The 23,189-nt window shown below is 68.6% G+C and carries 17 protein-coding genes; 8 read left to right on the top strand and 9 right to left on the bottom strand.

Annotated features, from left to right (window positions below):
• Positions 1–5: 5 nt before the first annotated feature.
• A complete protein-coding gene (locus tag NYO99_RS02425) occupies positions 6–683 on the bottom strand; it encodes a transglutaminase-like cysteine peptidase (protein ID WP_268165507.1) in 678 nt (225 codons plus the stop codon).
• A 74-nt stretch (positions 684–757) separates the two neighbouring features.
• On the opposite strand from NYO99_RS02425, the gene NYO99_RS02420 reads away from it, so the two are divergent.
• The 3 genes from NYO99_RS02420 to NYO99_RS02410 all read left to right on the top strand — a co-directional run bounded on the left by NYO99_RS02420 (position 758) and on the right by NYO99_RS02410 (position 3,614).
• Entirely contained in the window at positions 758–1,663 is a 906-nt protein-coding gene (locus NYO99_RS02420; RefSeq protein WP_268165506.1) for an HDOD domain-containing protein, read from the top strand.
• Between the two features lie 5 nt (positions 1,664–1,668).
• Complete coding sequence (locus NYO99_RS02415) at positions 1,669–2,235, top strand: hypothetical protein (RefSeq protein WP_268165505.1); 567 nt, start codon at positions 1,669–1,671, stop codon at positions 2,233–2,235.
• 80 nt (positions 2,236–2,315) lie between these two features.
• A complete protein-coding gene (locus tag NYO99_RS02410; protein WP_268165504.1) occupies positions 2,316–3,614 on the top strand; it encodes a S1C family serine protease in 1,299 nt (432 codons plus the stop codon).
• Positions 3,615–3,710: 96 nt separating this feature from the next.
• Here the strand turns inward: NYO99_RS02410 and lpdA are convergent, their stop codons facing one another.
• Genes lpdA through aceE form a run of 3 tightly spaced genes read right to left on the bottom strand, consistent with a single transcriptional unit; the run spans position 3,711 to position 9,932 of the window.
• On the bottom strand, positions 3,711–5,519 hold the full coding sequence (gene lpdA, locus NYO99_RS02405; RefSeq protein WP_268165503.1) for a dihydrolipoyl dehydrogenase: 1,809 nt from the start codon (positions 5,517–5,519) through the stop codon (positions 3,711–3,713).
• Positions 5,520–5,534: 15 nt separating this feature from the next.
• Positions 5,535–7,202 (bottom strand): dihydrolipoyllysine-residue acetyltransferase, encoded by a 1,668-nt coding sequence (gene aceF, locus NYO99_RS02400; RefSeq protein WP_268165502.1) that lies wholly within the window; start codon positions 7,200–7,202, stop codon positions 5,535–5,537.
• A gap of 18 nt (positions 7,203–7,220) precedes the next feature.
• Positions 7,221–9,932: a pyruvate dehydrogenase (acetyl-transferring), homodimeric type gene (gene aceE, locus NYO99_RS02395; protein WP_268165501.1), complete on the bottom strand. Its 2,712-nt coding sequence runs from the start codon at positions 9,930–9,932 to the stop codon at positions 7,221–7,223.
• 198 nt (positions 9,933–10,130) lie between these two features.
• On the opposite strand from aceE, the gene NYO99_RS02390 reads away from it, so the two are divergent.
• The 5 genes from NYO99_RS02390 (at position 10,131) to NYO99_RS02370 (ending at position 17,060) form a co-directional block, all read left to right on the top strand.
• Positions 10,131–12,731 (top strand): PAS domain-containing sensor histidine kinase, encoded by a 2,601-nt coding sequence (locus NYO99_RS02390; protein ID WP_268165500.1) that lies wholly within the window; start codon positions 10,131–10,133, stop codon positions 12,729–12,731.
• Positions 12,728–13,351, top strand: a complete 624-nt coding sequence (locus NYO99_RS02385) for a response regulator transcription factor (RefSeq protein WP_268165499.1) — start codon at positions 12,728–12,730, stop codon at positions 13,349–13,351. Before NYO99_RS02390 ends, NYO99_RS02385 begins: the two co-directional genes overlap by 4 nt.
• Before the next feature lie 60 nt (positions 13,352–13,411).
• Entirely contained in the window at positions 13,412–14,266 is an 855-nt protein-coding gene (folD, locus tag NYO99_RS02380; RefSeq protein WP_268165498.1) for a bifunctional methylenetetrahydrofolate dehydrogenase/methenyltetrahydrofolate cyclohydrolase FolD, read from the top strand.
• Between the two features lie 210 nt (positions 14,267–14,476).
• Complete coding sequence (locus tag NYO99_RS02375; protein ID WP_268165497.1) at positions 14,477–16,465, top strand: M3 family metallopeptidase; 1,989 nt, start codon at positions 14,477–14,479, stop codon at positions 16,463–16,465.
• A gap of 73 nt (positions 16,466–16,538) precedes the next feature.
• Positions 16,539–17,060, top strand: coding sequence for a DUF1697 domain-containing protein (locus NYO99_RS02370; RefSeq protein ID WP_268165496.1), 522 nt, complete (start codon positions 16,539–16,541; stop codon positions 17,058–17,060).
• A gap of 13 nt (positions 17,061–17,073) precedes the next feature.
• Here the strand turns inward: NYO99_RS02370 and NYO99_RS02365 are convergent, their stop codons facing one another.
• The 5 genes from NYO99_RS02365 to NYO99_RS02345 all read right to left on the bottom strand — a co-directional run bounded on the left by NYO99_RS02365 (position 17,074) and on the right by NYO99_RS02345 (position 23,062).
• Positions 17,074–17,568 (bottom strand): hypothetical protein, encoded by a 495-nt coding sequence (locus tag NYO99_RS02365; RefSeq protein ID WP_268165495.1) that lies wholly within the window; start codon positions 17,566–17,568, stop codon positions 17,074–17,076.
• 53 nt (positions 17,569–17,621) lie between these two features.
• Entirely contained in the window at positions 17,622–18,140 is a 519-nt protein-coding gene (locus NYO99_RS02360) for a hypothetical protein (RefSeq protein ID WP_268165494.1), read from the bottom strand.
• Positions 18,137–18,559, bottom strand: coding sequence for a VOC family protein (locus NYO99_RS02355; RefSeq protein ID WP_268165493.1), 423 nt, complete (start codon positions 18,557–18,559; stop codon positions 18,137–18,139). The genes NYO99_RS02360 and NYO99_RS02355 overlap by 4 nt, the downstream gene beginning before the upstream one ends.
• Positions 18,560–18,600: 41 nt before the next feature.
• On the bottom strand, positions 18,601–21,393 hold the full coding sequence (locus NYO99_RS02350) for a M16 family metallopeptidase (protein ID WP_268165492.1): 2,793 nt from the start codon (positions 21,391–21,393) through the stop codon (positions 18,601–18,603).
• 124 nt (positions 21,394–21,517) lie between these two features.
• Positions 21,518–23,062, bottom strand: a complete 1,545-nt coding sequence (locus NYO99_RS02345; protein WP_268165491.1) for a methyl-accepting chemotaxis protein — start codon at positions 23,060–23,062, stop codon at positions 21,518–21,520.
• Positions 23,063–23,189: the final 127 nt, after the last annotated feature.

Raw genomic sequence — 23,189 nt, 5'->3', positions numbered from 1 at the left:
CTCCATCAGATGAATCCTTCCTTGCGCACCTTGGCCACCAGGTCACGCCACAGCGACAGGCGCGCCAGCGGGTCGCCCGCCGTGACCTGCCCCACGCCCTGCCACAGGCCCTCGGTGTTGAAGCTGAACACCGGCGTCAGGTCGGTGCGCTGCGAGGCGGGCAGCACCTCGGGGCGCAGGTTGTCCAGGATGAGCGGCTCCGCGCCCGGCTGGGCATGGTAGGCCAGCACCATGTGCGCCAGCGACTGCCCCTGCATGCGCGCCCGCACGTAGACCATGCGCAGCCGGGCCGTGGGCACGCCGGCCGCTGCAAGGCTGAAGTACTTGGCGATCGCGTAGTCCTCGCAGTCGCCCGCGCGCCGCTCCAGCGTCTCCAGTGGCGAGGCCCAGTAGTCGGGCACGCCCCAGGTCGCCGCATCGTCGCGAAAGTCCACGCGGCGGTTGAAGAAGTCGTTGATGTCCTTCAGCCGCTGCAGTTCATCCTCGTGGCTGCTGCTGCGCTCGATCTGCTGCAGCAGCGCCAGCGCCTGCTCGGCCACGCGCGGGCCGCGCTGCGCGGCGGCTTCCATCACGCGGGTTGCGTCATAAGCCATCGCCGCCAGCCAGGGCAGCACCAGCAACAGGGCCAGCCCCCAGCGGCAGGCCCGGCTGGCAACAGCGAAACTGGTGGGAGAAGTCGGCAAGATTGACGTCGGTCAGCGATTGAATTCACTGTACCCGGGCTGACGCCCACCCTGGCGCTCTAAGATTTTTGTCTATGCAGAACCCGGCACCTTCCCACGCGTCCCCCGCACTCAGCACGCGCGCGCAGCAGATCCGCGACGACATCGACGAATCACGCCGCCGCGGCAGCCTCCAACAGATCAAGATCCCCCCATGCCCAGCGTTGCTGGTGCAGCTGCAAGAAGCCATGCGCGGCGACGAGCCCGACCTGAACGCCGTGGCCCGCATCGCCGGCAGCGATGTCGCCATGGCGGCGTCGCTGCTGCGCATCGCCAACGGGCCGCTGTTCAAACCCGTGGGCCTGCCGTGCAGCACGGTCGGTCAGGCGATGACGCGCATCGGCCTGAATGAAAGCGTGGCCGTGATGACCGGCTTTCTGGTGCAGCACGCCATCCCGGTCAACGTGCCCCAATTGGCGCGCTTCTGGGAGCGCAGTGCCAAGCGCGCCGTCGCGATGACCACCATCGCACGCGAGCTGCCTGGCCTGTCCCTGGACCTGGCCCACAGCTTCGGCCTGTTCCTGCATGTCGGCATTCCGGTGCTGATGCAAAGCGTGCGCGGCTACGCCGCCACGATGGTGGAGGCCGCCGCCCGCATCGACCGCCCCTACATCGCCACCGAGAACGCCAACCACCGGACCGACCACGCCGTGGTCGGCGCGCTGGTGGCCCGGGTCTGGAACCTGCCGCCGACGCTGATGACCGCCATCCGGCTGCATCACGACTACAGCGCGCTCGGCCATGCGGACATCGATGCCGACGTTCACACGCTGATCGCCGCGGGCCTGATCGCCGAGTACCTGATGCGCCGCCACGAAGGCCTGCCGGAAGACGCCGACTGGGCGCAGCACCATGCCGCTGCGATGGCCTGGCTGCACATCGGCTGGGACGAGTTGGCGCACTGGGAAGAAGCCGTCATCGCGCAGTTCGACGCGGCGTGAGCCGCATGCGCCTGCCACGCCTGCGCACCCTGGTGCTTGTCGCCATGGTCATCGCGACGCTGGCGACGCTGGGCTGGTGGGCCTTCGGCCCGCCGGGCGTGGCCGTGGAGCTGACGCGGCGCAGCTGGCGCATGGAAATCCTCGTCGAAAGGCTGCGGCTGGAGACCGACTCCGCCTGGTGCGACGAGCTCCCGGCAGACGCCCGCGACATCAGCCGCCGCGTGGTGGCCGACACCACCGGCCAGCGCGGCGCCTCGGCCGAGCACTGCCGCTTCAGCCAACTGGTGTGGCGGCGCAGCTGGATCGCCAAGCAGGAAGGTGGCCCGGCCGAGCGACCCACGTGGCCCACCCCGCCGCTGCGCATGGCGCCGCCGGGCGAGCCGGGCAGCGAGCGCCTGGGACGGCGCGAGGCTTTCTACGAGATCGAGCTGCGCGACCGCCAGGACCACGCCTGGATCTGCCGCGTGGACGCGGCGCGCTGGCAGCAACTGCGCGAGGGCATGCGCTTTCGCGTGCCGGTCGACCGCTTCGGCACCGCCAACTGCCCGGCGATGTACGCGTCAGATCTGTGAGCCCAGGCCGCTCGGCGCCGCTACCATCGCCCGCATTGGACGGGCCTTGTCATGCCCGGACCGACATCCCAGGAGGAACCATGATTTTCGGATTGCGCCCGGCCGCCGTGCTGGGTCTGAGCTGGGCACTCGCCCTGCCCGCCGCGCAGGCTGCGGATGGCCCGCCAGCGCCCACAGTGCAGCAGAAGCAGGCCGTCAGCGCCCAGGGCAGCGACCTCAAGGTGACGCTGGCCGTGGACAAGCTCAAGATCTCCATGCTGCAGGGCGACGAACTCGGCCACAACTCCTACGGCTGGTTCTGCGCCAATCGCCAGCCGGCCGTCATCACCGAGAACTACCTGAAGAACTATGGCGGCTACGTGGCCACCATCGTCACGCAGGAACTCAAGCGCCTGGGCTACCCGCTGTCCGGCAAGGGCCAGTCCAATGCCTTTGACGTGGACGTGGCCGCGGCGCCCGACTTCCGCATCGGCGGCATCCTGACCGAAGCCAAGCACGAGCTCTGCTGGCTGGACAACAAGGCCGAGGGCTGGGTCTATTACAAGATCGACTGGGCACTGTTCTCCGAGAAGAAGCAGAAGGTCGTCTACCAGTCCACCGCCGAGGGCCTGGCCACGAGCAAGGAGAAGGCGGCGGACATGCCCAAGAAGGCCATCCTGTCCTCGCTGGCCAACTTCCTGGCCGCGCCGGACATCCTGGAAGCACTCAAGGCCAACGACGCCGCCACGCCCGCGGTGGCTGGCGCGCCCGCGGCGCCGGGCTCGCCTGACACCGCGGCAGCCAGCGCCGGCACGCTGACGCTCAAGAGCGTGGCGCTGCCGGGCGGCGGCGCGCTGAAGAACCAGGCCCAACTGCGCAATGCGGTCGTCACGCTGGAAACCGCGTCCGGCTCGGGCAGTGGCTTCTTCATCGACAAGGCGGGCCACCTGCTGACCAACGCCCATGTCGTGAAGGGCGCCAAGTACGCTCGCATCAAGCTGCAGAACGGCGACAAGGCGGTGGCCGAGGTCGTCAAGGTCAACGAGCAGACCGATGTTGCGCTGCTGCGCACCACGCTGACCGATGGCGACGCGCTGGCGCTGCGTGCCGGCCCGGCGCCGGATGTGGGCTCGGACGTCTACGCGATCGGTTCGCCGCTGGGCGTGCTGAACAACTCGATGACGCGCGGCGTGCTCAGCGCCGACCGCGTGCTGCAGGGCCGGCGCGTGCTGCAGAGCGATGCCGCCGTCACCTTCGGCAGCAGCGGCGGCCCGCTGCTGGACGGCGACGGCCGCGTCATCGCCATCACGCGCGGCGGCGTGGAGTCGGGCAAGGGCTTCAACTTCTTCATCCCCATCGACGAGGCGCTGAAGGCGCTGCAGCTCAGCGTCGCGCCCTGACGCCGCACACGCGGCGGGCACTGGCGCCCGCCGCATGAAACAAGGCCCGGCCACCTTGCGGTGCCGGGCCTTGCTGTTTGCGCTGAGCCGTGCGGCTTACTTCTTACGCACCGGCGGCACGTCCGTGCAGGAGCCGTGCGCCACTTCCGCCGCCATGCCCAGGCTCTCGCCCAGCGTCGGGTGCGGGTGGATGGTCTTGCCGATGTCCACCGCATCAGCGCCCATCTCGATGGCCAGCGCGATCTCGCCGATCATGTCGCCGGCATGCGTGCCGACGATGCCGCCGCCGATGATGCGGTGGCTTTCCTCGTCGAAGATCAGCTTGGTGAAGCCTTCGTCGCGGCCGTTGGCAATCGCCCGGCCGGAGGCCGTCCAGGGGAACAGGCCCTTGGTGAACTTGATGCCTTTGGCCTTGGCCTCGTCCTCGGTCATGCCCACCCAGGCCACCTCGGGGTCGGTGTAGGCCACGCTCGGAATCACGCGGGCGTCGAACTGGCTCTTCTTGAGCTTGTCGTCGCCCAGGATCTCGCCGGCGCAGACTTCCGCCGCCACGTGGCCCTCGTGCACCGCCTTGTGGGCCAGCATGGGCTGGCCGACGATGTCGCCGATGGCGAACACGCTGGGCACGTTGGTGCGCATCTGCACATCCACCGGGATGAAGCCGCGGTCACCCACGATGACGCCGGCGTTCTCGGCGCCGATCTTCTTGCCGTTGGGCGTGCGGCCCACGGCCTGCAGCACCAGGTCGTAACGCTGCGGCTCCTTGGGCGCGCCTTCGCCTTCGAAGGTCACGTAAATGCCGTCGGGCTTGGCTTCGGCCGCCACCGTCTTCGTGTTCAACATGATGTTGTCGAAGCGGTGCTGGTTGAACTTCTGCCAGACCTTGACGAGGTCGCGGTCGGCGCCCGTCATCAGCGTGGGCAGCATCTCGACCACGTCCAGGCGCGCGCCCAGCGTGGAGTACACCGTGCCCATTTCCAGGCCGATGATGCCGCCGCCGACGATGAGCATCTTCTCGGGCTTGACCTGCATTTCCAGCGCGCCGGTCGAGTCGACGATGCGCGGGTCGTTGGGCAGGAAGGGCAGGCGCACGGCCTGCGAACCGGCCGCGATGATGAGGCGCTTGAACGCCACGGTCTGCACCGCGCCGGTCTTGGCCTGGCCCACGGCGCCTTCGGTGGCTTCCACCTTCAGGTGCTGGGCATCCAGCAGCGAGCCGACGCCGCGCAGCACCGTCACCTTGCGCATCTTGGCCATCGCCGCGAGGCCGCCGGTCAGCTTGCCGGTGACCTTGTTCTTGTGGGCGCGCAGTTTGTCGATGTCCACCGTGGGCTCGCCGAAGACGACGCCCAGGTCGGCCATGTGCGAGGCCTCGTCCATGACGGCTGCGACGTGCAGCAGCGCCTTGGACGGGATGCAACCCACGTTCAGGCACACGCCGCCGAGCGTCGCGTAACGCTCGACGAGGGCGACCTTCAGGCCCAGGTCGGCCGCACGGAAGGCGGCCGAGTAGCCGCCGGGGCCGCCGCCCAGCACGACCACATCAAAGGCCTGGTCCGCGCTGCCGCTGTAGGTGGCGGCCGCGGGGGCCTGCACCGGCGCAGCGGCCGGTGCTGGAGCGGATGCAGGAGCCGCAGCGACCGGCGCTGGTGCGGGCGCCGCAGCACCGTCGGCTTCCAGCGACACGATGACCGAGCCCTTGCTGACCTTGTCGCCCAGCTTGACCTTGATCTCCTTCACAACGCCCGCGGCGCTGGAGGGAATCTCCATCGAGGCCTTGTCGCTCTCGACGGTGATCAGGCTCTGCTCGACCTTGACGGTGTCGCCGGCCTTGACCAGCACCTCGATGACGCCGACTTCGTCGAAGTCGCCGATGTCGGGAACTTGAACTTCAATGAGTGCCATTGGTCCTGCTCCCGATCAGAGGGCGATGCGGCGGAAGTCCGCCAGCAGCGACGCGAAGTAGACGTTGAACCGTGCGGCCGCGGCGCCGTCGATGACGCGGTGGTCCCAGCTCAGCGACAGCGGCAGGATCAGGCGCGGCTGGAAGGCCTTGCCGTCCCACACGGGCTCGATCGAGCTCTTGCACACACCCATGATGGCCACTTCCGGCGCGTTGATGATGGGCGTGAAGTACTTGCCGCCGATGCCGCCGAGCGACGAGATCGAGAAGCAGCCGCCGCTCATGTCGGCCGGGCCCAGCTTGCCGTCGCGAGCCTTCTTGGCCAGCTCCGACATCTCGGCGCTGATCTGGAAGATGCCCTTCTTGTCCGCGTCCTTGATGACCGGCACGACCAGGCCGTTGGGCGTGTCGGCCGCGAAGCCGATGTGGAAGTAGTTCTTCAGGACGAGCGTGTCGCCATCGAGCGAGCTGTTGAACTCGGGGAACTTCTTCAGCGCCGCGACGGCTGCCTTGATCATGAAGGCGAGCATCGTGACCTTGATGCCGGCCTTCTCGTTCTCCTTGTTCAGCTGAACGCGGAAGGCTTCCAGCTCGGTGATGTCCGCGTCGTCATGGTTGGTGACGTGCGGGATGACCACCCAGTTGCGATGCAGGTTGGCGCCCGAGATCTTCTTGATGCGGGACAGTTCCTTGCGCTCGGTGGGGCCGAACTTGTCAAAGTCCACCTTGGGCCAGGCCAGCACGTTCAGGCCGGAACCACCGCCGGCCGCGGCGGCAGGCGCGACGGCCTTCTGCGCAGCGGTCTGCACGGCGCCGGCCATGACGGCCTTCACGAAGCCCTGGATGTCGGCCTCGACGATGCGGCCCTTGGCGCCGCTGCCCTTGACCTCAGCCAGCGGCACACCCAGTTCGCGGGCGAGCTTGCGGATGCTGGGGGACGCATGCGGCAGCTGGCCGGTGGGCGCGGTCGGCTGGTGGGCCGGCAGCGCGACGGCCGGTGCGGCCGATACGGCGGCCTGCACGGGGGCGGCAGCGGCCGGCGCCGGCGCGGCAGCAGCAGGCGCAGCGGCAGCAAGCGCCGGGGCGGGGGCAGCCGCACCGCCCACCGTCTTCACGCGGGCCAGGGCCGTGCCCTTGGCGACCTTGTCGCCCAGCTTGACCAACAGCTCCTCGACGACACCGGCCGTGGAGGACGGGATCTCCATCGACGCCTTGTCGCTCTCGACGGTGATGAGGCTCTGCTCCACCTTGACGGTGTCGCCCACCTTCACCAGTACCTCGATGACGGCCACTTCGTCGAAGTCGCCGATGTCCGGCACGACGACGGTGACGCTGCCACCGGCGGCAGCCGGCGCGGCGGCAGGCGCGGCCACCGGGGCGGGCGCCGCAGCCCCAGGGGCCGGGGCCGGGGCCGCAGCAGCCGGCGCAGGCGCTGCAGCGGCGGCACCTTCGGCCTCCACCACCACAACGACGCTGCCCTGCTTGACCTTGTCGCCCACGGCGACCTTGATCTCCTTGACCACACCGGCCTGCGACGACGGGATCTCCATCGAGGCCTTGTCGCTCTCCACGGTGATCAGGCTCTGCTCGACCTTGACGGTGTCGCCAACCTTGACCAGCACCTCGATGACGCCGACCTCGTCGAAATCGCCGATGTCGGGAACTTGGACTTCAACCAATGCCATGTCTTGTCTCCCTCGGCTTTACGCGTACAGAGGATTGATCTTGTTGACGTCGATGCCGTACTTGGCGATCGCCTCGGCCACCTTGGCCATCGGGAGGGTGCCCTCGTCGGCCAGCGACTTCAGCGCGGCCACGACGATGTAATGGCGGTTCACCTCGAAGTGGGCGCGCAGCTTGGAGCGGAAGTCCGAGCGGCCGAAGCCGTCGGTGCCCAGCACCTTGTACGAACGGCCCTTGGGGATGAAGGCGCGGATCTGCTCCGCGTAGTTCTTCATGTAGTCGGTGGAGGCGATGACCGGGCCGGTCGTGCGGCCCAGCTGCTGCGTCACGAACGGCACGCAGGCCAGCTCGGTCGGGTGCAGCATGTTCCAGCGCTCGGCGTTCTGGCCGTCGCGGGTCAGCTCGTTGAAGCTCGGGCAGCTCCACACGTTGGCGCTGATGCCCCAGTCTTCTTCCAGCAGGATCTTGGCGGCCTGGCTTTCGCGCAGGATGGTGCCCGAGCCCAGCAGGTTGACGCTGACGGCCTTGCTCGCGTCCGCCTCTTCCAGCAGGTACATGCCCTTGAGGATCTGCTCCTCGGTGCCGGCCTTCAGGCCCGGCATCGGGTAGTTCTCGTTCAGCAGCGTGATGTAGTAGAAAACGTTTTCCTGGTCTTCCACCATGCGCTTGAGGCCGCGCTGCATGATGACCGCCACTTCGTGCGCGAAGGTCGGGTCGTAGGAGATGCAGTTCGGAATCGTGCCGGCCAGGATGTGGCTGTGGCCGTCCTCGTGCTGCAGGCCTTCGCCGTTCAGCGTCGTGCGGCCCGACGTGCCGCCCAGCAGGAAGCCGCGCGCCTGCATGTCGCCCGCCGCCCAGGCCAGGTCACCGATGCGCTGGAAGCCGAACATCGAGTAGTACACGTAGAACGGGATCATCACGCGGTTGTTCGTCGAGTACGACGTCGCCGCAGCGATCCAGCTGGCCATGCCGCCGGCTTCGTTGATGCCTTCCTGCAGGATCTGGCCGGCCTTGTCTTCGCGGTAGTACATCACCTGGTCCTTGTCGACCGGGGTGTACAGCTGGCCCTTGGGGTTGTAGATGCCGATCTGGCGGAACAGGCCTTCCATGCCGAAGGTACGGGCCTCGTCCACCAGGATGGGCACGACGCGCGGGCCCAGCGCCTTGTCGCGCAGCAGCTGCGTCAGGAAGCGCACATAGGCCTGGGTCGTCGAGATCTCGCGGCCTTCGGCGGTCGGGTCCAGCACGGCCTGGAACGTGGCCAGGTCGGGCACGGTGAACTGCTCTTCGGCCTTGGCGCGGCGGCTGGGCAGGTAGCCGCCCAGGGCCTGGCGGCGCTCGTGCAGGTAGCGCATTTCCGGCGTGTCGTCGGCCGGCTTGTAGTACGGGATCTTGGGCAGCTCGCTGTCCGGCACCGGGATGTTGAAGCGGTCGCGGATGTACTTGATGTCGTCGTCCGTCAGCTTCTTGGTCTGGTGGACGGTGTTCTTGCCTTCACCGGCCTTGCCCATGCCGTAGCCCTTGACGGTCTTGACCAGCAGCACGGTGGGCTGGCCCGTCTTGTTGTTGTGGGCACGCTCGAAGGCGGCGTACACCTTCTCGGGCTCATGGCCGCCGCGGCGCAGTTCAAAGATCTCGGCGTCGCTCATGTGCTCCACGAGCTTGGCGGTCTCGGGGTACTTGCCGAAGAAGTTCTTGCGGATGAAGGCGCCGTCGTTGGCCTTCATGGCCTGGTAGTCGCCGTCCAGCGTTTCCATCATCAGCTGCTTGAGCTTGCCGCTCTTGTCGCGCGCCAGCAGCTCGTCCCAGCCCTTGCCCCAGATCAGCTTGATGACGTTCCAGCCGCTGCCGCGGAACTCGCCTTCCAGCTCCTGGATGATCTTGCCGTTGCCGCGCACCGGGCCGTCCAGGCGCTGCAGGTTGCAGTTGACGACGAAGACGAGGTTGTCGAGGCCTTCGCGCGCGGCCAGGGCGATGGCGCCCAGGCTTTCCGGCTCGTCCATTTCACCGTCGCCCATGAAGGCCCAAACCTTGCGGTTCTCGGTGTTGGCGATGCCGCGGGCGTGCAGGTACTTCAGGAAACGCGCCTGGTAGATGGCCATCAAGGGGCCCAGGCCCATGGACACCGTCGGGAACTGCCAGAAGTTGGGCATCAACTTCGGGTGCGGGTAGCTGGACAGGCCCTGGCCATCGACTTCCTGGCGGAAGTTGTCCAGCTGCTCCTCGGTCAGGCGGCCTTCCAGGAAGGCGCGGGCGTACACGCCCGGCGCGCTGTGGCCCTGGATGTAGAGGCAGTCACCGCCGTGGTTCTCGCTCTCGGCGTGCCAGAAGTGGTTGAAGCCGGCACCCAGCATGGACGCCAGCGACGCGAAGGAGCCGATGTGGCCGCCCAGGTCACCGCCGTCCGCCGGGTTCAGGCGGTTGGCGCGCACCACCATGGCCATCGCGTTCCAGCGCATGTAGGCGCGCAGGCGCTTCTCGATCTGGATGTTGCCGGGGCAGCGGGCTTCCTGGTCCGGCGCAATGGTGTTGACGTAGCCGGTGGTGGCCGAGAACGGCAGGTCGATGTTGTGGTGGCGGGCGTGCTCCAGCATCTCCTCGATCAGGAAGTGCGCGCGCTCGGCACCTTCGCGATCGATGACGGCGGAGAGGGCGTCCAGCCACTCCTTGGTTTCCTGAGGATCGTTGTCGTTCGCGGCGGCGCCGAGAAACTCTTGCGGCTGGGCAGACATGGCCGGTCTCCTACATGAGCCGCCTCTGACGGGCGGCAGGTACGTTCTGTGAAACGGGGGGCTTGGCAGTGGCGTGCGCGGACGCCAGGCGCCGCGAGCGGGCGGAGTGTCGCACAGCCCCCGGCATTTTCTCAAATTGTGCGAGGTCGTTTCTTATCGTGAAATTTTAAGCCTAAATACGCGCCCGGATAATTCGGCATGCCCAACGCCTCCCCCGCGCCCAAGCTCCGCGCCCGCAGCCAGCGCCTGCTCGCCCCGCTGCGCCGGCTGGTCACCAGCTGGTGGTTCCGGCAGTCGCCGTCACGCCAGGACCGCCTGGCCACGCTGGGCCCGCTGATTTCGGTGCTGCTGTTTCTGGCGGCCATCATTTCGGCCTTCTGGTACCTGCGCAACGAAGAGATCGAGCGCGAGACCGAGTCCGTCAAGCGCGACACCGAGATCGCCCAGCAGCAGATCCGCCTGCGCCTGATCGAGAACCAGGAGCAACTGGTGCGCATCGCCCGCGAGGTGGTCACGCGGCAGATCGACGCCCATGAGTTCTCCGCGCAGGCGCAGGCGTTCGCGCGCGAGCGCCCCGAGCTGACGCATGTGACCTGGCTCAGCGCCAAGCGCGAACGCCGCAGCAGCGTCGGCGCGGCCGGCTTCCAGGCCGACGGCCTGATGTCCACCGACGGCAACGACCCGTCCATGCCGGTGCCCAACCAGTCCAACGCAGCCGCCATCGCCTTCGAGGCCGCCAAGGACCGCCGCCAGCCCGTCTACTCGCCGCCGTTCACCGACGCCAATGGCATCACGGTCTTCCAGATCCACATCCCGCTGATCGACCGCGGCGGCTTCGCCGGCGTGCTGATTGCCGAGTACACGGTGGAAGCACTGCTGCGCTATTACGTGCCCAGCGAGGTCGCCACGCGACACAGCATTGCCGTGCTGGACGCGGCCGACCAGGTCGTCGCCAGCACCGTCACGCCGATGCCGGGGCAGGTCTTGCGCCGCGCGTCGCTGCTGCACGACGTGCCGCTGGCCCCGGCGCTGAACGGGCTGGTGCTGCGCGGCCAGGGCTGGCGCACCTCCATCGGCCTCATCAACAACGCGCTGTTCTGGCTGGTGCTGGCGCTGGCCGGCATGACGGTCTGGATGCTGCTGGGCACCTGGCGCCACATGCGCCGCCGCACGCAGATCCAGAACGCGCTGACGCTGGAGACCAATTTCCGCCGCGCCATGGAGAACTCCATGCTGACCGGCATGCGCGCCATGGACATGGACACGCGCATCACCTACGTGAACCCGGCCTTCTGCGCGATGACCGGGTTCTCGGAGGCCGACCTCGTCGGCCGCACGCCGCCCTACCCCTTCTGGCCCAATGACCGCCGCGAGGAAAACGCCCGCCTGCTGCAGCAGGAGCTGCAGGGCCGCAGCCCCTCGGGCGGCGTGGAGGTCAAGATCCAACGCAAGGACGGCAGCCAGTTCGATGCCCGCGTCTACGTGTCGCCGCTGGTGGACGCCAAGGGCAAGCAGACCGGCTGGATGACCTCGATGACCAACATCACCGAGGCCAAGCGCGTGCGCGACCAGCTGTCCGCGTCGCACGAGCGCTTCACCACCGTGCTGGAAGGGCTGGACGCCGCGGTGTCGGTGCTGTCCGTGCAGCCGCCGGAACTGCTGTTCGCCAACCGCAGCTATCGCCTCTGGTTCGGCGCCGACCCCGCCGGCCACGCGCTGCTGGCGGGTGGCCAGCTGGCCGGCACCACCAGCCGGCGCGGCCTGGACGATGGCGCCGATGACGAGGTGGATGACTACTCCGGCCTGCCCGCCGAGGCGCTGACCGACCTGGGCTCGGACCCGCGCGAGGTCTACGTCGAGTCGCTGGCCATGTGGTTTGACGTGCGCGCCCGCTACCTGCAGTGGACCGACGGGCGCCTGGCGCAGATGCTGATCGCCACCGACATCACCATGCGCCGCCACGCCGAGGCGCAGGCCGCGCTGCAGGCCGAAAAGGCCCAGGTGACGAGCCGGCTGATGACCATGGGCGAAATGGCCTCCAGCGTCGCGCACGAACTGAACCAGCCGCTGACCGCCATCACCAACTACTGCAACGGCATGGTCAGCCGCGTGCGCAACGACGCCATCCAGAAGGACGACCTGCTCGCCGCGCTGGAGAAGACCGCCAAGCAGGCCCAGCGCGCCGGCCAGATCATTCACCGCATCCGCAACTTCGTGAAGCGCAGCGAGCCGCAGCGCCAGCCCTCGCACGCGACCGACATCGTCGAGGACGCGGTGGAGCTGGCCGGCATCGAGCTGCGCCGCCGCAACGTGGCCATCCACACCTACGTGGCCCAGCGCCTGCCGCAGATGATGGTGGACCCCATCCTCATCGAGCAGGTGCTGATGAACCTGCTGAAGAACGCCGCCGAGGCCATCGACAACGCGTCGCTACCCACCTCGCGGCGCCACATCGAGCTGCGCGTCGTGCCCAAGCACAGCGCCGAGCTGGGCGGCCACATCGAGTTCTCGGTGACCGACATGGGCCCCGGCTTGCCGGATGAAGTGCTGGCCCGCATGTACGAGGCCTTCTTCTCCACCAAGGCTGACGGCCTGGGCATCGGATTAGGGTTATGCCGGTCTATCGTCGAGTCCCACCAGGGCCGGATAAAAGCAGAGAACCTCTACAATGGAGGCCTTGTCGTTGGGTGCCGATTCGCCTTCACGATCCCGGTCACCATCACCTCAGAACACCTGCGTGCGGACACCTCGGCGGCCAACGCCGGCGGCGCTCAGAGAACAGAACCCACCACACCATGAGCCTGATCCCCAAGAAGGGCAACGTCTACGTTGTCGATGACGACGAAGCGGTCCGCGACTCCCTGCAATGGCTGCTCGAGGGCAAGGACTACCGGGTCAAGTGCTTTGACTCCGCCGAGTCCTTCCTGACCCGCTACGACCCCCGCGAGGTGGCCTGCCTGATCGCCGACATCCGCATGGACGGCATGACCGGCCTGGAGCTGCAGGACCGCCTCATCGAGCGCAAGAGCCCGCTGCCCATCGTCTTCATCACCGGCCACGGCGACGTGCCCATGGCCGTGCAGACCATGAAGAAGGGCGCGATGGACTTCATCGAGAAACCCTTCAAGGAAGAAGAGCTGCTGGCGCTGGTGGAGCGCATGCTCGACCAGGCCCGCGACGCTTTCTCCAGCCACCAGGAAGCTGCCAGCCGCGACGCGCTGCTGGCCCGCCTCACCACCCGCGAAGCCCAGGTGCTGGAGCGCATCGTCGCCGGCCGCCTGAACAAGCAGATCGCCGACGACCTCGGCATCAGCATCAAGACCGTGGAGGCGCACCGCGCCAACATCATGGAGAAGCTCAACGCCAACACCGTGGCCGACCTGCTCAAGATCGCGCTGGGTGCCACGGCGAAGGCCTGACCCATCCACTCACACACAGAGGCCGCAGCATGCGGCCTCTTTGCATTTAGGAGTTTGACCATGACCGCCCAACTGATCGACGGCCTCGCCCTCGCCAAGCAGACCCGCGCCGACGTCGCCGCCCGCGCCGCCGCCCTCACCGCCCAGGGCAAGCGCCCGGGTCTGGCCGTCGTGCTGGTGGGCGACAACCCAGCCAGCCAGGTCTACGTGCGCAACAAGGTCAAGGCTTGCGAGGAAGCCGGCATCCACTCGGTGCTGGAAAAGTACGACGCGACGATGACCGAAGCCGAGCTGCTGGCCCGCGTGGACGCGCTGAACAACGACCCGACGATTCACGGCATCCTCGTGCAGCTGCCGCTGCCCAAGCACATCGACGATCACAAGGTCATCGAGGCCATCTCGCCCGCCAAGGACGTAGACGGCTTCCACGTCGCCAGCGCCGGTGCGCTGATGGTGGGCGAGCAAGGCTTCAAGGCCTGCACACCCTATGGCTGCATGAAGATGCTGGAGAGCATTGGCATGGGCAACCTCAAGGGCAAGCACGCAGTCGTCATCGGCCGCAGCAACATCGTCGGCAAGCCCATGGCCATGATGCTGCTGGCCGCCAACGCCACCGTCACCGTCTGCCACAGCGGCACCGCTGACCTGGGCGCCATGACGCGCCAGGCCGACGTCATCGTCGCTGCGGTGGGCAAGCGCAACGTGCTGACGGCCGACATGGTCAAGCCCGGCGCGGTCGTCATCGATGTGGGCATGAACCGCAACGACGAGGGCAAGCTCTGCGGCGATGTGGACTTCGACGGCGTTCGGCAAGTGGCCGGCTGGATCACCCCGGTGCCGGGTGGGGTCGGCCCGATGACCATCGCCATGCTGCTGGTCAACACGCTTGAATCCGCAGAACGCGCCGCAGACTAGGCCCCTCCCTACCGGCTTCGCCGTGCCGAAGCCAGAGGCTTTGTCCTTCGGCAGGCACAAAGAGTCCTCAGGACTCTTCGTGTCCGGCCTCAGTCCCCTCAAGCAGGCGCCGCCAGAGGCCCGGCAAAGCCGGTTCCCCGGCGGCCGCGCGATGGCCGGCCCGCAACGCGGCCGGCTTGAAATCTGCGCGAGACTCAACACATGGCTGAAATGACCAATCCCCTGCTCTCCACCGCCGCCCTGCCCGACTTCGCGGCCATCCGCCCGGAGCATGTGCAGCCGGCCATCCAGGAACTGCTGGCTGCCGCCCAGGCGGCGCTGGATGAAGCCGTCAAGCCCGACACGCCGGCTGATTACGACACGCTGTCCGGCATCCTCGACACAGCCACCGAGCGCCTGGGTACCGCCTGGGGCGCCGTGGGCCATATCAACGCCGTGGCCGACACGCCGGCACTGCGCGAGGCCTACAACGCCATGCTGCCGGCCGTCACCGAGTTCTACACGGCCATGGGCGCCAACGAGGCGCTGTTCGCCAAGTACAAGGCCGTGCTGGCCGCCCAGGGCAAACACCTGAGCGCGCCGCGCCGACAGGCGCTGAAGCACGCAGTGCGCGACTTCGTGCTGTCCGGCGCCGAGCTGCAAGGCGAGGCCCGCACACGCTATGCCGCCATCCAGGAACGCAGCGCCGAACTGCAGCAGCAGTTCAGCGAGCATGTGATGGACGCCACCGACGGCTGGCACCACATCGCGTCGGCCGAGGAACTGGCCGGCGTGCCGCAGGACGTGCTGGACGCCACCCGCCTGGACGACGGCGGCCACAAGCTGACGCTGCACTTCCCGGTCTACCTGCCGGTGATGCAGTACGCCGAGAACCGCGCGCTACGCGAGACGCTTTACCGCGCCTACGTGACGCGCGCCAGCGAGGCCGGCAAGCCCGAGTGGGACAACACCGGCGCCATGCGCGAGATCGTGGCCCTCCGCCAGGAAGAGGCCCGGCTGCTGGGCTACGCCAACTTTGCCGAGGTGTCGCTGGCGCCCAAGATGGCCTCGTCGCCTGCCGAAGTCACGAGCTTCCTGCGCGACCTCGCCCGGCGCGCGCGCCCCTTCGCCGAAAAGGACCTGGCCGAGTTGCGTGACTTTTCCAAGGGCCAGCCGCTGGAAAGCTGGGATGTGTCTTACTGGAGCGAGAAGCTCAAGGAGGCCCGCTACGCCTTCAGCGACCAGACGGTCAAGCAGTACTTCACGGCGCCCAAGGTCGTGGCCGGCCTGTTCAGCATCATCGAGCGGCTGTTCTCGGTGCAGATCACAGAAGCCGCCGCGCCCGTCTGGCACGACACGGTGCGCTACTTCCAGCTCAGCTGCGCCGGTCAGCCCGTGGCTGGCTTCTACCTGGACCTCTACGCCCGCCCGGGCAAGCGGCCCGGCGCCTGGATGGACGGCGTGCGCAGCCGCTGGCTCAAGCCCACCGGCGAGCAGCAGCTGCCGGTGGCACACCTGGTGTGCAACTTCGCCAGCCCCGTCGGCGACAAGCCGGCGCTGCTGACGCACGACGACGTCATCACGCTGTTCCACGAGTTCGGCCACGGCCTGCACCACATGCTGACGCAGGTGAACGACCTGGGCGTGTCCGGCATCTCCGGCGTGGAATGGGACGCCGTCGAGCTGCCCAGCCAGTTCATGGAGAACTTCTGCTGGGAATGGGACGTGCTGCAGCAGCTGAGCGGCCATGTGGACAGCGCTGAGCCGCTGCCGCGCGAGCTGTTCGACAAGATGATCGCGGCCAAGAACTTCCAGAGCGGCCTGCAGACGCTGCGCCAGATCGAGTTCTCGCTGTTCGACATGCGGCTGCACGGCGAGCCGGGCGCCGAGGCCGACGTGCAGCGCGTGCTGGACGAGGTGCGGGCCGAGGTGGCCGTGCTTGTGCCGCCGGCATTCAACCGCTTCCAGCACAGCTTCAGCCACATCTTTGCGGGCGGCTACGCGGCCGGCTACTACAGCTACAAGTGGGCCGAGCTGCTGAGCGCCGATGCCTGGAGCGCCTTCGAGGAGGAAGGCGTGTTCAACGCAGCCACGGGCCAGCGCTTCCTGACCGAGGTGCTGGCGCAGGGCGGCGCGCGCGACGCGATCGACAACTTCAAGGCGTTCCGCGGCCGCGAGCCGCAGATCGACGCGCTGCTGCGCCACCAGGGCATGGCCTGAACGCTGCCAGATCGGGCGCGCGGGCTCGCCCGCGGGCCGCGACTGGCCCTGCAGCAACTTCGACAACTGACCCATGCGCACCATCGCCCTCTGGCGCGGCATCAACGTCGGCAAGGCCAAGCGCCTGGCCATGGCGGACCTCAAAACCCTGCTCGCCTCGCTGGGCGCCACGCGGGTGAGCACGCTGCTGAACAGCGGCAATGCGGTGTTCGACATGCCCGGCCGCATGAGCGCCGACCGCATCCGCAGCGCCGTGCGCGAGCAACTCGGCGTGGATGCGGCCGTCATCCTGAAGACGGCCGCCGAGTGGGCCGCCATCGCGACGGTGCCGCCGCTGGCCGGCGCAGACGATCCCAGCCGGCTGCTGGTGGCCATCACCGCGAGTGATGCCGCGCTGCAGGCCGCTGCCGCCGTCGTCGCGGCCGACGGCGAGCAGTTCGTCGTGACACCGCACGCTGCCTACCTGTGGTGCGGCAACGGCATTCTGCAAAGCAAAGCGGCGGTGCAGTTGCTCAAGCAACTGGGCGACGCCGGCACCACCCGCAACTGGGCCACGGTGCAGAAGCTGCGCGCGCTGGCGCAGGCGCCAACATGACGCTGCGGGGCACTCAGCGCGGCGACGAAGCCGCCTCGAAGCCCAGCAGCCCGTCGGCCACGTCCTTGCCGTGGCGGCGCTCAATCTCGGTGCGCATCACGCTGTTGTAGCCCTCGGCATAGGCCGTGGTCAGCGGCGTGACCTGCTCGCTGTGGGTGAGCCAGTCCACACCGTAGCGCTGCTTCATGCGCTCGGCGCGGGCCGTCTCGGCCTTGCCCGGTGCCGGGCCCACGCGCAGCAGCTTCAGCGCGCCGGCCTTCACGTCATTGCGCGCCCAGGCCTCGCCCCGCTCGCGCGACAGCGCCGGTGTGCCCAGCCGCAGGTCGACCGTGGCCACCAGCTGGCGCTCGCCGCCGTCGTCACCCAGGTCCAGCACACCGAACTCGCTGAACATGTGCAGCACCAGCCCGGCCGCCGCGATCGCGGCCAGCACGGCCACGAGGTGGATCTTGCGCAGCCCACGGCGGCGCTGCCATTTGGGCTCGACGAACTCAGACAGCAGCGCCATGCGTCGCTCCCGTCATTTCGCTGTTGCCGTCACCCTGGTGTGCATCCATCACTTCAACTCCTTGGGCGGCGATTTTCCGCCAGCGGCGCCAGTGCCGCGCGCACACGGTCGCGCCAGGCCGCCTGCTCTTGCAACGTCCAGTCAGGCCAGCGCCCGGCCTCGCCGTCCAGGGCCGCAGCCAAGCTGGCGAGCGCAGCCTCCCCGGACACCGCCGCGGCCAGGCTCAGCTGGGCCAGCCACTCCTGCGCCTGGCGCACCCGCGGATAGGCCGCGTACAGCCAGCGCGCCACCTCCGGCCGGGCACGCCAGTCGGCATCGCCAAAGCGCTCTCGTGCCAGGGCCGTGAGGCGCTGGCCCGCGCCCAGGCAATCGAAGGCAACGCAGCCGCTGAAGCCCTGCGGGATCAGCTCGGCATGGATGCCGCAGCGGTGGTCATCGCACAGGTGGCGGCATGGCGTCTCGGCCGGCTTGTCGAAGCCGAAGCCCTGCACGGCGTCAAACGGCGGGATGACGCAGCACAGCGCCACGCAGGCCGAGCAATCGGCCCGCAGATGGGGCGCCAGCGCGATCACGCCGCGCCGCCCGCGACGCTCACCATCCAGCCCACGCCGAAGCGGTCGCTCACCATGCCGAACAGCGGCGACCAGAAGGTCTTGCCCAGCGGCATGCTCACCTGGCCGCCGTCGGCCAGCGCCGCGAACACCGCCCGCGCAGCGGCTTCATCGGCAAAGTCCAGCGACAGCGAGAAGCCCTTGAAGCCGCCCTCGCCGCTGTAGACGTCGTCAGCCACCATGAACCGCGCCTCGCCGATGCACAGCGACGCATGCATGATCTTGTGCGCCGAGCCCGGCGGCAGCGTGCCCTCGGGCGGCGGCTCCGGGCTCTCGCCGTAGCGCATCATGAATTCGACGGTGGCGCCCAGCGCCCGCTGGTAGAACGCGATGGCCTCCTCGCACTGGCCATTGAAGAACAGGTAGGGCTCGACTTTCATGGTGTGCTCCGGTGCGTGGCTGGACAGGAACTGTCGCGACCTCAAGGGGCCTTGAAGTCGCCCGCCGTGGAAATGATGAAGGCGTCTGCGCGGATGTGCTTGCGCCAAGCGGCGTTGGCCTGCTCGACGGTGATGGCCGCCAGCCGCTCGTCGCGCTGCTGCGCGCGCGCCCAGGTCTCGCCGCGCTCGGCCATGCCGGCCAGGCTGCCGGCCAGCGCCCCGGTGTCGGCCCGGCTCTGCTTGCGGCCTTCGAGGATGTCGTGCTTGGCCCGCGCCAGCTCGGCCGCCGTGAGGCCGTCACGCGCCATGCGGGCCACCTCTTCCTGCACAACGGCGATGACGCGCTCGCGCTTGTCGGGCGCAAAGCTGGCCTGGATGGCGAAGCTGCCCGCGTTGCCCCAGTGGCCAGCACCCAGCGAGGCGCCAATGCCGTAGGTCAGGCCTTCCTTCTGGCGCACGCGCTCGGACAGCCGGCTCTCCAGACCGCCACCGCCGAAGACATGCACGGCCAGCTCCAGCGCGTCGTGGTCGGCGTCCTCGGCGTTCAGCGGCAGCGTCTGGTGCAGGCGCACGATGGCGTTGTCCTTGTCGCGGGCGATGGCGTCGAAGCGTGCCGGCGGCACATCCACATGGCGCGGCACATGGCGCACGAACTTGGGCGCGGCGGGCTGCTTCCAGTCGCCGAACAACTGCTCAAGCTCGGCAGCCAGCCCGTCGGGCAAGGCACCAACGACGCTGACCTGGGCCTCGTTGGCGCTCCAGTAGTCGGCGTAGAAGCGCCGCACGTCGTCCAGCGTCGTGCCGCGCAGCTCGGCCAGGCGCTCGTCCACGCCCATCACGTAGTCGGGGTGGCCGAGGCTGACGCCACGCGCCCGGTTGTAGTGGCCGCGGGTGGCCTCCTGGCGCAGCACGCCGGGCTCCTGGCGCGAGGCCTCGATGCTGGCCACCGCAGCCTTGAGGTCGCGGTCGAAGGCATCCTGCGGCAGCAGCGGCCGGCGCAGCGCATCGGCGGCCACGCGCAGCGCGGGCAGCAGCGTGTCGCGCTCGGCGCTCAGGTAGATGCTGGCGCCCTGGTCGTGGCTGACGATGTTGAGGCTGGCGCGCAGCTTGATCAGCGCGTCCTGAAGCTGCTGGCGCGTGTAGCCCTGGCTGCCCTCGTCCATCAGCTGGCCGACGAACTCAGTGCCGCGGCGCGCGTAGGTGGCATCGCGCTCACCCCAGCGCAGCTGCATCTGCAGCACGACGCTGTTGCCGCGCGTCTGCTTCTGCAGCGTGTGCAGCGCCATGCCGCTGGGCAGCGTGGTGCGCGTCGTGCGCGACTCCAGCACCGCCGGCACTGGCGCCAGCTGCTCGCCAGCCTCGACCTTGGGCGGGCCCTGCAGCGCGGCCAGGCGCTGCGCCAGCGGCGGCGCAGGCGGGATCGCGACCCGCTCGACAGCCGCCGCCGGCAGGTAGCGGCCCAGCGTGCGGTTGGCCGGCCTGAAGTAGGCCGCGCGCACGCGCGCCACGTCGGCCAGCGTGACCTTGGGGATGTCTTCCATCAGCTGGAACAGCAGCCGCCAGTCGCCGGCCGCAATGAGGCCGGAGATCTGCTGGATCAGCGCCTCGGGGTTCTTCATCTGCTGGCGGTAGCTGTTGACGGCGATGTCGCGCACGCGCGCCAGCTCGCTCTCGTCGAACGGCTTGGCATCGCGGCCTTCGGCGAGGTCCAGCAGCAGCTTCTCGACCTTGTCGACGTCCGCCCCGGGCGCCAGCGCCGCGAACGCGTTGGCCACGCCGGGGTCCACGCCGCCGGCACCGCCCAGCCCGGCGGCCACGGCCAGCTTGGTCTCCACCAGCTGCTTGTACAGCTGACCGCTGGGCTGCAGGCTCATCAGCAGGCCGTAGACGATGAGCGCCGGTGTATCCGGGTGCGTGATGGCGGGCACGTGGTAGGCCGCCAGCAGCATCGGCTGGCCGCCGACGCGGCGCACGACCACGCTGCGCTCGCCGTCCTGCGGCGGCTCCACCGTGTACGGCTGCGGGATGGGCGTGGTGGGCCGGGCCAGCGGGCCGAAGTGCCGGCCGATCAGCGCCAGCGTGGCCGCCTTGTCGAAGCTGCCGGCGATCAGCAGCGTTGCGTTGTCGGGCCGGTAGTAGCGCTTGTAGAAGCCCTGCAGCTTCTCGATGGGCACGTTCTCGATGTCGCTCTTGGGCCCGATGGTGGCGTGGCCGTAAGGGTGCCAGGCGAAGGCCGCCGCGTTGACGCGCTGCGCCAGCACGCCGAATGGCTGGTTCTCGCCGCGCTCGAACTCGTTGCGCACCACCGTCATCTCGGTGTCCAGGTCGGCCTTGGCCACCCGGCTGTTCACCATGCGGTCGGCTTCCAGATCCAGCAGGAAGGCCAGCGTGTCGGCGTTGGCGTTGAAGCTGGCGAAGTAGTTCGTGCGGTCGGTCGTCGTCGTGCCGTTGAAGCGCACGCCGCGCTGTGCCATGGCGCCGGGAATGTCGCGCTGTCGCTCAGTGCCCTTGAACACCATGTGCTCCAGCAGGTGGGCCATGCCGTACTCGCCCGGCGCCTCATGGCGGCTGCCGACGCGGTAGGTGATGTTGACGGTGGTCGTCGTCTGCGTGGCGTCGGGGAACAGCAGGATCTGCAGGCCGTTGGGCAGGCGGTATTCCTCGATGCCGCCCAGCTCGCGCACGGCCTGCGGCTGCACGGCCACCGCCGCGACGGCGCGCGTGCCACCAGGCTTGACGCGGGCCACGTTCTGCGCGTGCGCCTGCGTCAGCACCAGGCTCAGCAGGGCCGCGCCCAGGCCACGCGCCACCCATCCATCCATCGCGATCCGCATCTGTCTCTCTCCAGGCAGCCGAGGCTTCGGCCGCGGCGGATTCTGCGCGGTTTTGGCGGCCGGGCCGTTCGTCAGTGCCCAACGGCGGCTTGGCCGGTCACCCGCCGGCCACAGCCGCTGTGCATCACCGGAACACGCCGACCGCCGCCACCAGGCTGGCCGCCTGCTGCTGCAAGCTGTAGGACGCGGCGGTGCTCTCCTCCACCAGCGCCGCGTTCTGCTGCGTGACCTGGTCCAGGTGACTGACCGCCTGGCCCACCTGCGCGATGCCAGTGCTCTGCTCGCGCACCGAGCCGCTGATCTCGCTGATCAGGTCCGACACGCGCTGCACCTTGCCCATGATCTCTTCCATCGCCTGCCCCGCGCCGTCCACCAAGCGCGAGCCCGCCTCGACCTGCTCCACGCTGGCGCCGATCAGCGACTTGATCTCCTTGGCTGCCTCGGCGCTGCGCTGGGCCAGGTTGCGCACCTCGCCTGCCACCACCGCAAAGCCGCGCCCCTGCTCGCCGGCCCGTGCGGCTTCGACGGCCGCATTGAGCGCCAGGATGTTGGTCTGGAAGGCAATGCCGTCGATGACGCCGATGATGTCCGCGATGCGCCGCGAACTGCTGCTGATGTCGCCCATGCGCGCCACCACCTGCGCCATCGCTTCGCCGCCCTGCGCTGCCGCCGTGCTGGCTTGGCCCGACAGCTCGTTGGCCTGCTGCGCCGTGTCGGCATTGTTCTTGACGGTGGCGTTCATCTGTTCCATGGACGCGGCGGTCTGCTCCAGGCTGGAGGCGGCCTGCTCGGTGCGCGAGCTCAGGTCCTCGTTGCCCTTGGCGATCTCGTTGACAGCCGTCTGCAGGTTCACCACCTGCTGGCTGACGTCGTTCACCAGCCAGCGGAACATCAGCCCCAACTGGCTGACACAGCGCATGCTCATGCCGATTTCGTCGACGCGGTCCATGCTGGACACGTCCTGATGCGCGCCCGTTGCCACCGCCAGCGCCTGCCGCTTCAGCTCCTCCAGCGGCCGCGCAAACATCTGCTCGAAGACGATGGCCGTGATGATCATGCCCACACCCACCACCACCGCCAGGCGGGCCAGCGCCGTCATGTCGGACGCGAGCGGGATGCCCACCAGCAGCATGGCCAGCCACACCAGTGACAGCGTGAGCCGGATGCGCCCGCGCGCGCCCAGCGTCTTGCGCCAGTTGAACAAGGCCGCCACGGCCGAATTGCCCAGCAGCAAGCCCTTGTGCATGCGCACGCCCGCGCGGCCGGCGCGCATCTCGGCGTACAGCTTCTCTGCGGACGCAGACTCCTCACGCGTCGCCCGCGTGCGCACCGACATATAGCCCTGCGTGCGGCCGCCGCGCACGATGGGGATCGCGTTGGCATGCACCCAGTAGTGATCGCCATCCTTGCGGCGGTTCTTGACCAGGCCGGTCCAGGGTTCGCCGCCCTTGAGCGTGGCCCACATGTCGGCGAAGGCGGCCTCCGGCATGTCGGGGTGGCGCACAAAGTTATGCGGCTGGCCAATGATTTCTTCGCGCGTGAAGCCGCTGACCGACACAAAGGCGTCGTTGGCGTACTTCACGTGGCTCTGCGGATCGGTGGTCGACATCAGGGTCGCATCCGCTGGGAACTCGAACTCCCGCTGAGTCACGGGCTGATTGACGCGCATATCACCTCCAGCTGTTCGCATTGATGGGCACGTTCAGGCCAGCGCAGCCGCACTGCCTCCCACTTCATGATCGCGCAGGCCGTCCCAAAAGGGAAAGGGTTAGTGGCGCGCTGTGGCAACGCACCTC

This window comes from Roseateles hydrophilus (genome assembly GCF_026712245.1).
Taxonomy (GTDB): Bacteria; Pseudomonadota; Gammaproteobacteria; order Burkholderiales; family Burkholderiaceae_C; genus Pelomonas; species Pelomonas hydrophilus.
Note: the sequence above shows the minus strand (reverse complement) of the source record. Positions and strands in the feature narration are given on the sequence as shown.